10 protein-coding genes are annotated in these 12,448 nt (G+C 68.2%); 3 read left to right on the top strand and 7 right to left on the bottom strand.

Annotation, left to right across the window (positions count from 1 at the left end):
- The coding region (locus DQP56_RS07585; protein WP_112684351.1) for an MMPL family transporter at positions 1 to 1,753 on the top strand (1,753 nt) is incomplete at its 5' end.
- Positions 1,754 to 1,792: 39 nt separating this feature from the next.
- Here the strand turns inward: DQP56_RS07585 and DQP56_RS07590 are convergent.
- Entirely contained in the window at positions 1,793 to 2,740 is a 948-nt protein-coding gene (locus tag DQP56_RS07590) for an alpha/beta hydrolase (protein WP_112684352.1), read from the bottom strand.
- A gap of 106 nt (positions 2,741 to 2,846) precedes the next feature.
- On the opposite strand from DQP56_RS07590, the gene DQP56_RS07595 reads away from it, so the two are divergent.
- Complete coding sequence (locus DQP56_RS07595) at positions 2,847 to 3,824, top strand: LLM class flavin-dependent oxidoreductase (RefSeq protein WP_112684353.1); 978 nt, start codon at positions 2,847 to 2,849, stop codon at positions 3,822 to 3,824.
- A gap of 18 nt (positions 3,825 to 3,842) precedes the next feature.
- On the opposite strand, the gene DQP56_RS07600 is transcribed toward DQP56_RS07595, so the two are convergent.
- From DQP56_RS07600 to DQP56_RS07610, 3 genes are all read right to left on the bottom strand, one after another.
- A complete protein-coding gene (locus tag DQP56_RS07600; RefSeq protein WP_234825546.1) occupies positions 3,843 to 5,858 on the bottom strand; it encodes a hypothetical protein in 2,016 nt (671 codons plus the stop codon).
- 30 nt (positions 5,859 to 5,888) lie between these two features.
- Entirely contained in the window at positions 5,889 to 7,022 is a 1,134-nt protein-coding gene (locus tag DQP56_RS07605; protein WP_234825547.1) for an ATP-grasp domain-containing protein, read from the bottom strand.
- 299 nt (positions 7,023 to 7,321) lie between these two features.
- Positions 7,322 to 8,059 carry an acyltransferase gene (locus tag DQP56_RS07610; protein ID WP_013829687.1) on the bottom strand — a complete coding sequence of 246 codons (738 nt, stop codon included), beginning with the start codon at positions 8,057 to 8,059 and terminating at the stop codon, positions 7,322 to 7,324.
- Between the two features lie 127 nt (positions 8,060 to 8,186).
- On the opposite strand from DQP56_RS07610, the gene DQP56_RS07615 reads away from it, so the two are divergent.
- Positions 8,187 to 9,446 (top strand): outer membrane protein assembly factor BamB, encoded by a 1,260-nt coding sequence (locus DQP56_RS07615; protein WP_112684383.1) that lies wholly within the window; start codon positions 8,187 to 8,189, stop codon positions 9,444 to 9,446.
- Between the two features lie 7 nt (positions 9,447 to 9,453).
- Here DQP56_RS07615 and DQP56_RS07620 read toward each other — a convergent pair whose 3' ends face one another.
- The 3 genes from DQP56_RS07620 to DQP56_RS07630 form a co-directional block, all read right to left on the bottom strand.
- A complete protein-coding gene (locus DQP56_RS07620) occupies positions 9,454 to 10,155 on the bottom strand; it encodes an esterase (protein ID WP_112684354.1) in 702 nt (233 codons plus the stop codon).
- Between the two features lie 77 nt (positions 10,156 to 10,232).
- Positions 10,233 to 11,438, bottom strand: a complete 1,206-nt coding sequence (locus DQP56_RS07625; protein ID WP_112684384.1) for a THUMP-like domain-containing protein — start codon at positions 11,436 to 11,438, stop codon at positions 10,233 to 10,235.
- The gene (locus DQP56_RS07630) at positions 11,435 to 12,406 is read right to left on the bottom strand and encodes a class I SAM-dependent methyltransferase (protein WP_112684355.1); all 972 of its coding nucleotides are present in this window, start codon (positions 12,404 to 12,406) and stop codon (positions 11,435 to 11,437) included. The genes DQP56_RS07625 and DQP56_RS07630 overlap by 4 nt, the downstream gene beginning before the upstream one ends.
- Positions 12,407 to 12,448: the final 42 nt, after the last annotated feature.

Here is a 12,448-nt window from a genome sequence, read left to right on the forward strand (position 1 = left end):
CCCGGTGCCGGTCTCCGCCGACGGCCACGCCGCGATCGCCACCGTGCAGCTCAGCAGCTCGCTGTCGGGCTTCGAGCTGCGTGACGCGGTACAGGCGCTGCGGTCGGCGGTCAGCGACGGGCTGCCCGGTCCGCTCACCGCCCACGTCACCGGTGGTCCGGCCTTCGGCGCCGATATCGCCGACGCCTTCTCCGGCGCGAATGTCACACTGCTGGCGGTGACCGCCCTGGTGGTCGCCGTGCTGTTGATCGTCACCTACCGCTCACCGGTGCTGTGGCTGTTGCCGCTGCTGGCCGTCGCGTTCGCCGATCGGGTCGCCACCGTGGCGGGCGGGGTGATCGCCGAGGCGGCCGGGGTGAGCTTCGACGGCTCGACGTCCGGGATCACCAGCGTGCTGGTGTTCGGCGCCGGCACCAACTACGCGCTGTTGCTGATCTCCCGGTATCGCGAAGAGCTGCGGCGGGCGCCCGATCACCGTGTTGCGCTGCGCGCCGCGGTGCGTGCCGCCGGCCCGGCGATCGTTGCCAGCAACGCCACCGTGGTACTGGCTCTACTGACCCTGATCGCGGCGAGTACTCCCAGCACCCGCAGCCTGGGGATCTGCGCGGCCTGCGGGCTGGTGGTGGCGGCGGTGTTCGTGCTGCTCGTACTTCCCCCGCTGCTGGCATTGTGCGGGCGCAACGTCTTCTGGCCGTTCATTCCCCGCATCGGCGACGGCCCGGCCGCCACCGGCTGGCGGCGGATCGCCGAGGCGGTGGGCCGCCGGCCAGTCCCGGTCTGCGCGGTAGCGGTGGTGCTGCTGGCGGTCTTGACCACCGGGCTGCTCGGTACCCGGATCGGGCTGTCGCAGACCGAGCAGTTCCGGGTCCGCGCCGACTCGGTGACCGGCTTTGAGACGCTGGCGGAGCATTTCCCCGGCGGGGCATCCGACCCGACGGTCGTCATCGGTTCCACCGCCCGCACCGCACCGCTGCGAGCGGCCATCACCGGGGTCCCCGGGGTGACGTCGGCGGCTCCCACCGGGCTGTCGCCGGCCGGTTTGACCCGATGGTCGGTGGTGATCGACGCCGCGCCGTCCACGGCCCGGGCATTCGACACCGTTACGGCGCTGCGGGATTCGGTCCGCGCCGCCGACGCCGGGGCGCTGGTCGGCGGCGCCGATGCCCAGGCGCTCGACATCCGTGACGCCGCCGACCGCGACCGTCAGGTGCTGATCCCGGCGATCCTGGCAGTGGTACTGGTGGTGCTCTACGTGCTGCTGCGCGCCGCGCTCGCCCCACCGGTGCTGGTCGCCGCGACCGTGCTCAGCGCGCTGGCCGCACTGGGCCTGGGCGGCTGGGCCAGTATTCACCTGTTCGGTTTCCCCGCGCTCGACAACGGCACGCCGCTGTTCGCGTTTTTGTTCCTGGTCGCCCTCGGTGTCGACTACACCATCTTCCTGGTGACCCGCGCCCGGGAGGAGACCGCCGGGCAGGGCACCCGTGCGGGCATGGTGGCCGCGGTCGCCGCCACCGGTGGGGTGATCACCAGCGCGGGAATCGTGCTGGCCGCGGTGTTCTGCGTGCTCGGTGTGCTGCCGCTGATCGTGCTGACCCAACTGGGCATCATCGTGGGCGTCGGCATCCTGCTGGACACCTTCGTGGTCCGCACCCTGGTCATCCCGGCGCTGTTCACCCTGATCGGCGACCGCATCTGGTGGCCGTCGATGCCCGCCGGCGTCCGTTCGCCCGAAGACCGCATCCGCGAGTTCTAAGCGCTTGTCGCGGCGGCGATTCCGATGTCAATCCATTCCCTACAGCGAAGCCAGATACCGCAGCCGGTGGGCGATAACCCGTTGCGACACATCGGCATCGGGCACCAGCAGGTCGAACGCGTGCGGGCAGCCCGGGTACACGTGCAACTCGACGGGCACTCCCGCCGCCAGCAACCGCTGCGCGTATCCGACGTCCTCCTGCGCAAAGATGTCCAATCCGCCCACGTCGAGGTAGGCCGGCGGCAACCCGGCCAAATCCTCGGCCCGGGCCGGCGCGGCGTAGCCGTCGGCGGCGCCACCACTGAGCAGGGCACCCCAACCGGTCGCGTTGTCGGCGTAGCTCCAGGTGAGCAGCGAAGCATCCGTTGGGCCGCCAGCCCGGGTCCGGTCGTCGAGCATCGGGTAGATCAGCAACTGCGCGGCGATCGACGGCCCGCCGCGGTCGCGGGCCAGCAGGCACACCCCCGCCGCCAGACCCCCGCCGGCACTGTCGCCCATCACGGCCAATCGGGCGGCGTCCACGCCCAGTTCGCCGGCGTGGTCGGCCAGCCAGCGTAGCGCCGCATAACAGTCCTGCAGTGGCACCGGATGCGGGAATTCCGGGGCGACCCGGTAATCCACGACCAGCATCGGCACCCCCGATGTGGCGACATAGCCACGCACGGCCGCATCGTAGAGCCCACCGAGGTGTTCCCAGCCCAGGATCATCCCGCCGCCGTGCAGATACAGCACCGCGCTTCCCGGCTGTTCAACGCCCGAGCACCGATACCATCGAAGCCCGAGCGCGCCGCCCTCGTATATCAGCGAGAACTCTTGGAGCTCAACGCCGGTGATCGGCGGTTGCGACGCCAACACCTGGTTGAACATGTGCCCGGCGTTGCGCCGGCGGGTCATGACGTCACCGACCGCCGGCGGCGGTGCATCGGGGGCACCGTCGCGCAGGGCCACCAACGCCGCAAGCACCTGCTGGTCGGGCGGCCCGGCCATCAGCGCACCTCCCAGCGAACGGCAGTCGAAGTCGGCAGCGGCGCAATCCTTTGAGTGATCATGTTGTGCGCTACCGTAACGCCGGAGGAGGTGACCGGTCCGTCCCATGCCGCTATTGAGCGCCCTGCGCCTGAACATGACCAGTATTCCCGGCGCCGGGCACGCCCAGCGTTACCGGGCGGCACTGGAGATGGCGTCCTACGCCGATGCCCACGGGGTGACCGCGGTCGGCTGCGAAGAGCATCACCTCGCGGCAACCGGCTGGTTGCCCTCCCCGCTGCTGATGGCCGCCGCCGTCGCCGGCAGCACACAGCGGATCCGGATCAGCGTCGGAGCACTGCTGGTGCCGCTCTACGACCCGGTGCGCCTCGCCGAAGACATCGCGGTGCTCGATCAGCTGTCCACCGGACGCGTCAGTTATGTGACCGGAGTCGGCTATCGTCCAGTCGAATACCATGCCGTCGGAAAGGATTTCCGGCGACGCGGACGGCTGATGGACGAGTGCTTGACGGTGTTGTTACAGGCGTGGGGCGACGATCCGTTCCGGTTCAACGGCCGATTGATCGATGTGACACCCAAGCCGTACACCCGCCCGCACCCGGTGTTGTTCGTCGGCGGCATGAGCGTCGCGGCGGCCCGGCGCGCGGCCCGGTTCGGATTGCCGTTCTCACCGCCGATGCCGATGCCCGAGCTCGACGCGGTCTATCACGCCGAGTTGACGCGAAACGGCAAGCAGGGGTTTGTCTTCAGCCCCCAGAACGGCAACACCGTCACGCATCTGAGCACCGATCCCGACCGTACGTGGGCCCGCTGCGGTGACTTCTTCCTCAACGAAGCACGCGAATACAGCTCCTGGGCCGTGCCGGACGTGCCGCGCCCCAACGAAGGTCCGGCGGGTACCGTCGCCGAACTGCGCGCGGCCGGCACGGTGGAGGTGTTGACACCGGACGAGCTCATCGCGCAGTGCCGCGACGGACGCACCGGGGTGACCCTGCATCCGCTGATCGGTGGCCTGCCGCTCGAGGAGGGGTGGGAGAGCCTGCGACTGCTGGTCGAGCGGGTGCTGCCCGAGCTGGAAAGCTGATAGCTGGCGCCCGACTCCTCAGGCCCGGGACGCAGCCGCTCCGAGCCGGTCGGCACCCCAGCTGCGCTGGATGTATCCCAGTACCCGATCCAATTCGGTCTGGGTGACGGCGGCCCGCTCGCCGGGTTCCAGCGGATCGAAGTGGAAGATGTAGAGCCGCGACGCGAACTGATCGAACGGCAGCGACGCCTCGCCGAAGCGTTCACCATGTCCGGCCGTGCTCACGACCACGCCGTCGCCCCAGTCCTGTCCGCTGTCGTTGTTGGGGTTGTAGAAGTAGACGCGCATGGTGCCCTCGGGGTCCAGGCTCACCCGCAACACCGTGATCGCATGCCATCCCACGAAGCGCGCGGAGCTGTCGGTCACGGCGATGCCGGCCGGCTGCGGGTGGATCAGCGGTTGGTTGCCGTTGTAGAACGGGTGGTAGGCGGCGTAGAAGTGGCGCAGAAACCCGTCCAGGTCAACCAGATTGCCGGTCTCGACATCGACGTTGATGCGAAAGCCCCGCCCCGACCACCAGCCGTGGAACTCGGGGTTGACCCATCGGTGCGGGTCGCCGTCGCGACCGACACAACGCCGGAACATCTCCGCATAGATGCGATCCAGGTGCGGCACCACCAGCAACGACACCGGGTCGAGGTCGACGGGCAGCTGCGGGGCCACTCCCTCCCCGCTGTCGCTCGAGGAGATCGGCTGCCCCTCGAAGTGCATGACGATCTCGTCATCGCGCGCTGCCCATGCGATGGTCTGCAGCAGATAATCGGGATCGTTGTAGGACCACATCGACAGGGCACGCGCCGCCTGGCAGGTCGGGTTGTCGCCCTGCCCGACGCCCAGCGGCAGCCCGAGCATCGACAACGTCCCGGCCAGCAGCCAGGTGTGCGGATCCTGCGCCGGCCCGAACACCTGGGTGAGCCGCTGGCGGGACTGTTTGGAGATCGGCAGCGCCAGTTGGCGCCACAGCGACGGTGCGACCGGCGGCTGGTAGAGGATGCCGCGTTCCAGCAACAGTGCCAGCCCGTAGATGCACTGCGCCGTCTCGACGTGCACGGCGCCCGAGATCAGGCTGTGCACCAGGTCGTGGAAGCACAGCAGGCTGTCGCGACCGGTGCTGGACAGGCCCAGCGCCTCGGCGATCAGGTAATCGCTCTTCTCCAGCAGGAAACGCAGCAGCACCGCGTGATAGGGCGACACCAAGCCGGTGTCGTGCATCGACCGCGCGAAACCGGCGGCCTCGTACTGCAGCGTCGGTTCGTCCATGGATTCCAGCCGGCTGCGATACACCTGTACCCCGGGATCCTCGCGGCAGCCGTCGGTGGTGCCGTACAAGCTGGTGATCAGCCGGTCGGTTCCCACCGCACCGCTGCCGAGGTCGATGCCCGGATCGGCGCGCACGATCGAGATCTGGGTGATCATCGCCTTGATCTGGTCGACCTGGATGGGCCGCTGCCGCAGGATCCGCCAGATTTCGTCGACCAACCGGTCGAGCACGCCCTCATAACCGATCTCGTCGACCAGATAACCGAACAGTCCCCGGGTCAGCCCCGCCATCCGGCCCTGCACTTCGCGCTCCGCCTCGGTCGGCGGAGTCAGCAGCAACGACAGGTTCATCGCCAACACCTGCGCGAGATGATGGCGCGCCTGTTCCGCGGTGATGAGCGGATGAACGTAGTCGCCGTTGGCGACCGCCAGCAGACGCAGTTCGTTGACCGCCTCGAGCACCACGGTGTCCGGGTTGGTGCTACGCAAGGAACCGGTGGTCAGCACCGGCAGCAGGGTGCGCGGCGACGCCCAGTCCGTGCCGAGGAACAACCCGGCCTCCTCCAAGGCCGCGCTGCGGGCCTGTACCGCGGCATAACCGCCCGGTTGCAACAGCACCAGCCGCAGCCCGTCCAGGACGCGGCGCAGCCGCTCGGGCTTGCCCACCGTGCCGGCCTCCGCCAGCGCCGTGGTCGCGTCATCGAGCCTGCTCAGGCGGCTTTGCAGGGTCGCTGCCTCGCCGTTCGTCCGGCCCTCGGGTGAATTCCCAATCACAACGGGTTCCTCACGTGCGTTGCCGCCGCGTCAGACGTAGAAGTCGAGCTCTTCTTGTCGCTTGAGCAACCGCCGCATCTCATACGGATCCTCACCGAAGAAGTAGACCAGACCCCAGTGAGTGCCGAATGCGGTGCGCTTGGTGACAGTCTCTTCGAGCGGTGCCGTGAGTTCGTGCGATTCGAAGTATCGGTGATCCTCGGTCTCCTCGGGGATCGCGAGCGTGCTGACCACGCGGCGGCGTGGATAGACCCCGAAACAGCCCGCATGCCCGTCGGCGTCGACGATTTCACGCGGGAAGAACTGCTCGAGTTCGTCCTCGGTGGTCTTCGGATCGAACGCCAGCACCAGGCCCTGGTAGCCGTTGAACCCGTAGACGCGCTCCAACAGTTCGAAGACCTTGAAGCCCGGCGGCCGGTAGGCGACCTCACCGAAGTACATCTCCCCGTCACTGGTGACGAAGTACTCGGGGTGGACGAAGCCGAAATCGATGTCGAACGTCTTGATCAATTTCTCGATCTGAGCGGTGATCTGGGGACGGTAGCGTTCCAATTCCGGCGATGCCGGCACGAACACCGAATAGCCGAGCGTGACATATTCCGAAATGTTGAGAAAGCGGATCTTTCCATTGTGGACCCACGCTTCGACGGCGAACTCCCAGCCGTCGAGATGCGATTCCATCAGCGCCGGGAACTCCTCTTCCGGAATCGAGTCGATGTCGTCGGGGGCGCGAATCACCCGGTGCCCGAGACAGCCGGCCTTGTCGAAGGCCTTGAAATGGATGGGATCATTCGGGTCGCCGTCGAGTTTGAGCAACGTCTGGTTGACCCGCTTGAGGAATCGGATGACGTCGTCGCGGTCGTGCGCCTCCTCGAAGATGCCGACCCGGATACCGCCCAGTTGAGCACGACGCTTCATCAGCGATTTGTCCCGCAACAGCATGGCTTGGCCGAGCAGCCGCGGATTGTCCAGCAGGACGGAGTTGATGGCCCCCGCCCATTCGACGGTCTCCTCGAAGAGCGGGATCGCGACGTCGACGCCGCGCTCCTTGAGCGTTTCGGCGATCTCCATCGATCGCTCATTGAGCCGCTCGAAATTCCAGGCGATATACGGAATCTCGTGTTGTCGGCAGTATTCTTCGGCCCAGTCCGGTGCCACGACCACGTATCGACGGTCAAAACGGTCCACCGCGTCGATGGCGTTCAAACTCCAACCGAGTAATGCGATATAGCCCTTGTCCTGATTCCGGTGCTTTTCCGAGGTCCGCTCTGCTGTGATCGTCGCGGAAGTCTGCAAAATCCCTCCATTACTTCGGGTTTGCTGCGTGCGCTTCCGCATCCACGGTACCTGCCGGGCGAGGGTAGGCACCGGCCCCGGCAGCGGGCCCCGGAGCCGGCGAAGCCGGCCGCGGGCGAGCTCCCACGGCCGCTAAGCCGTGGCGATCCCGCCGGATCGGCCGAGCGTCAGCGCGCCGCCTTCTTGCGTTCGATGTCTGCTAGGGCGGCGGCCAGCTCGGCCCGCTCGGCAGCCGAGGTCTCCCACGCCAGCTTGCGGTTCTTGACCACCTTGGCCGGCGCTCCCACGGCGATCGAGTAGTCCGGGATGACACCCTTGACCACCGCGTGGGCACCGAGCACGCAGCCGCGGCCGATGCTGGTCTCGCGCAGGATGGTGACCTTGGCGGCGATCCAGGTGTCCGGCCCGATCCGCACCGGGCTCTTGACGATGCCCTGGTCCTTGATCGGCACGTTGATGTCGTCCATCTTGTGGTCGAAGTCGCAGACGTAGCACCAGTCGGCCATCAGCACCGAGTCCCCGAGCTCGATGTCGAGATAGGTGTTGATGACGTTGTCGCGGCCCAGCACCACCTTGTCACCGAAGCGCAGCGAGCCTTCGTGGGCGCGGATGGTGTTCTTGTCGCCGATGTGCACCCAGCGGCCGATCTCCATGTAGGACATCTCCGGGGTGGCCTGGATCTCCACGCCCTTGCCGAGGAAAACCATGCCGCGGGTGATGATGTGCGGGTTGGCGAGCTTGAACTTCAGCAACCGCCAGTAGCGCACCAGATACCACGGCGTGTAGGCCCGGTTGGCCAGCACCCAGCGCAGCGAGGCCAGCGTCAGGAACTTGGCCTGGCGCGGATCCCGCAGGCGCGAACCGCGCCAGCGCTTGTGGATCGGAGCACCCCACATGGTCGTCATGGCCGGAAAGCCTACGCGAGGTGGTTCGGCTCACGCGCTACCCTCACCTGGACTCGTTCACCAGGGATTGGGGATTGCCACTGTGTTGCGGCGACGTGGTGCCCTGGCGACCATCCTGGCAGCGGTGATGGCGGCAACACCGGCGCTGGGCGGTTGCGCCAACACCGACTCGTGGGTGGAGGCTTCTCCGGCAGCGGGCTGGCCCGCCCAGTACGCCGACGCCGCCAACAGCAGCAACACCGCCACCGCGGGGGCCACCGACCTGCAGTTGGACTGGTCCCGCTCGGTCAAGGGCGAGTTGGGCGCCGGGCCCGCGCTGGGTGCTCACGGCTGGCTGGTGCTCAACGCGCAGACCGAGGACGGGTGTTCGCTGATGCAGTGGGAGAACGCCGAGCACGGCAGGCAGCGCTGGTGCACCCGGCTGCATCAGGGCGGTGGATTCTTCGGTCCGCTCATCGACGGCTTCGACAACGTCTACGTCGGCCAGCCGGGGGCGATGTTGTCGTTTCCGCCGACCCAGTGGATTCGCTGGCGTGCCCCGGTGATCGGGATGCCCTCGACGCCGCGGATTCTCGGTGACGGTCTGTTGCTGGTGGTGACCCACCTGGGCCAGGTGTTGGTGTTCGACGCCCACCGCGGAGCCGTCGTCGGCACCCCGCTGGATCTGGTGGACGGCGTCGACCCGACCGATTTCCGCCGCGGATTGGCCGACTGTGCCGCCGCCCGCCCGGACTGCCCGGTCGCGGCCGCACCCGCCTTCTCGGCGGCGAGCAACACCGTGGTGGTGAGCCTGTGGCAGCCGGGCGCCGACGAGTCCGGACTCGTCGGCATCAAGTACCACCCGGGCGGCACTCCGCTGCTCACCCAGGAGTGGACCAGCGACGCCGTCGCCGCCGGGGTGCTGGCCAGCCCGGTGCTGTCCGCCGACGGTGCCACCGCCTACGTCAACGGACGCGACCAGCGGCTGTGGGCGATCAACGCGGCCGACGGCAAGGCGAGATGGTCGGTGCCGCTGAAGTTCCTGGCCCAGACACCGCCGGCGGTGACCCCCGGCGGGCTGATCGTGGCGGGCGGCGGGCCGGAGACCGAACTGGTCGCCTTCGCCGATCGCGGTGACTACGCCGAGCAGGTGTGGCGCCGTGACGATGTCACGCCGCTGTCGTCGTCGAGCCTGGCCGGAAAAGTCGGGTACACCGTTGCCGCCGGCACCAGCGTCGGCCCGGCCGGTTTGTCACTGCTGGTGTTCGACCCCGACGACGGCCACAGCGTCAACAGCTATCCACTGCCCGAATCGCGCGGCTTCCCGCTCGGGGTGTCGGTGGGCCGCGACCAGCGGGTGGTGGTCACCACCAGTGCCGGTCAGGTCTTCAGCTTCGCCCCGGTGTAGGGACCGCTCAGATCGCCAGCGCCGGTAATGCGGTGCGCGGCACCTTCACCGAGGTGGCGCCGGCGCTCATCGGCAGCAGTTCGCCGGGCGCGAAGTAGAAGATCACCTCGTCGTTGGTGATGGCGAAGTTCTGGTAATGCGCGGGGTCCAGCCCCGAACCCGAGGAGATCAGGATCGCCGGCACCCCGGTCTGGCGCTCGAGGTCTCGTTGCACCACCGGAAAGATCGTCTCCAGCGGCTTGCTGCCCGGCGCGAACAGCGTGTCGAAGGTGATCGGCTTGCGCGCCGCCAGGTCGTAGTTGAAGGACTGGTACCAGGTGGAGGGCTGTGGGCCGCCGAGATCCTGGAAGATCTTCAGCACGACGCTCTGCGTGCCCTTGGGCGGCTGGCCGGAACGGTGCTGTTCGGAGATGGCGTCCATCTCGTAGGGCATGTCCCGCGAGCCCGGCGACTTGGCCACCGTCAGAAACCCGTCACGGTTCTGCACCAGGTAGTCGGTCAGCGTCTGCTGATCGGGGTAATCGGTCGGAAACTTCATGTCCAGCGTGTAATTGGCGGTCGAGGCGTGGACGTGGCACAGCTGCCCGGACTCCAGCGTCCCGCCCAGTTCGGCACAGGACGAGGTCGCCCGCGCCGACGGCATATTCGCCATGCCCAGCCAACCGCCCACCGCCCCGCCCGCCAACAGGGCGGCCACCAGAATGCGCATTGTTCGGTTCGTCTCGCTTTGTGTCGACTTGCCGCGGCAAGCAGGAATGGCCCGAAGTCGACAGCCTACCGGGCCAGTCAGCGCGACGGCTGGCAGACGAACGCAATCGGCCGAGCCGCAGTCCCCGACCCGATCCGGGTGATCACCACCGATAGCCGCAGCCGGCCGCGCAACCGCAGCCGGCGCCGTAGCCCGTCGGGATCGGCCTGCACGTCACGGACGCCGCGCACCAGGATCTCCAGTGCGCCGCAGTCGTGTGCGACCAGCGCCTGACGAAGACGTTTCTCGCTGTAGGACAGTTCTTCGAGCACCTCGAATCCGCGTATCCCGTCCGGCAACCGGTCGCCGGACAGGTAGGCGATGTCGGGATCGAGCTGCCACAGCCCGTGGCGGGTTGCGTACTGGCGGACCAGGCCGGCCCGCACCACCGCGCCGTCCGGGTCGATAATCCAGCGGCCCGCCGGCCGCACGTCGCAGTCATCCGGGTCGACGTCGGTGAGTTGCTCGCCACGGTCCAGGATCGTGGCGCGGCGACGAACGCCGGGCGCGGCCAGCCCGGGCGACCACAGGCAGGCCTCGCGTACCGAGTCCCGCCACGAGGTGATCTCGATCTCGCCCTGAAACCCGAGCATCCAGATTTTGTCGAAATCGATTCCGGGAGCAGCCTTTACAACCAGGTCTCGCCCTGCGTAGACCTCCAGCAACCGATCCAGGGCGGGCTGATAGTCGGCCGGGTCGAAGCGGCGGCGCCCACCGCCGCGACGGCCCGGGTCGGCCAGCACCACCGCGTCGCGGGTGACCGGCGTCAGGGCGTCGGCGCGGACCAGGGCTATCCCGCCCAGGTTGTGCCGCGCCATCGCCAGCCGCACCGGATCGAGATCGCCGCCCAGCACCCGATCGGTCAGCTCCGTCAGCGCTGCCAGTTCGGTGCCGATCGAGCAGGTCACGTCGTGCACGACGGCATCCGGCGCCGCGGTGCTGATCCGGTTCGCCCGGTGCCGCGCCACCGCTGCGGCGCTGGCCTGCTGCAGCGCCTCGTCGCTGAACAGCCACTGCGATGTCGCCGGCAGCTCGGCCAGCTTGGCCGCCGCCCGACGGCGCAGCAGGGTGGTCTCGACCAGGGCGGGTGTCCGGTCGCCGAACCGGGACCGCAGCGCGGCGGTGTCGGCGACGCGGGTGACGTCGGTCAGCGCGAACCCGGAGACCTCGGCAAGGTCGGCGTTGCCGGCCGCCGAACTCAGGTAACCGACGTCGTCGGCTTCGAAGCAGAAGCCGGCACTCAGGACGGTTTGACCCCGGTGACCATCACGTTGTAGAACCAGCCCTTCGGCACCACCCGGCGCAGCACGTTGGCGTCCACCCAGCTCAGCGTCGTCCAGCTGCGGAACGCGAACCTCGCCCACCCCCAGCCGAGTTTGCCCGGGGGCACGGTCGACTCGAAGGTTCGCACCGGCCAGCCCAGCATGGCGGCGGTGAACTCTTCGCTGGCGGTACTCACCTGCACCGCCCCGGCGTTGGCCGCCATCCGCTCCAAATCCCGCGGTTCGAAGGTGTGCAGGTCCACGATCCATTCCAGGGCCGCCGCCCGCGAGTTCTCGTCGAGTTCTTCCTGCGGCCGGCGCCAGGAGCCCATCCCGGGCAGCTTCATCGCGGCGACCGTGGTCTTCCAGGTCAGGTCGGCCAGCCGGCGCGCGTAGAAGTTGCCGACCGTGGTGGGCTCCCCGGCGAAGACGAAGCGGCCGCCGGGCTTGAGCACCCGGACCACCTCGCGCAGCGACAGCTCCACGTCGGGAATGTGGTGCAGCACCGCGTGGCCGACAACCAGGTCGAAGGTGTTGTCCTCGTAGGGAATGCCCTCGGCATCGGCGACTCGGCCGTCGACGTCCAGGCCGAGGTTCTTGCCGTTGCGGGTGGCGACCTTGACCATGCCCGGCGACAGGTCGGTCACCGATCCGCGCCGCGCCACGCCGGACTGCATCAGGTTGAGCAGGAAGAACCCGGTGCCACAACCCAATTCCAGGGCCCGGTCGTACAGCGGCTCCGGCCCCGACCGTTCGGATGCGGGCACGATCACGTCGAAGCGGCCGCGCGCATAGTCGATGCAACGCTCGTCGTAAGAGATCGACCACTTGTCGTCGTACTGCTCGGCTTCCCAGTCGTGATACAGCACCTGGGCGAGCTTGCTGTCATGCCGGGCGGCCTCCACCTGTGCTGCGGTGGCGTGCGGGTTCGGCGTCGGGTCCGTGCTCATGATAGGTCAGCCTAAAGCGTGGTTGCCGGGCCTGCGAAGTCG

Source organism: Mycolicibacter senuensis (assembly GCF_003284925.1).
GTDB lineage: Bacteria > Actinomycetota > Actinomycetes > Mycobacteriales > Mycobacteriaceae > Mycobacterium > Mycobacterium algericum_A.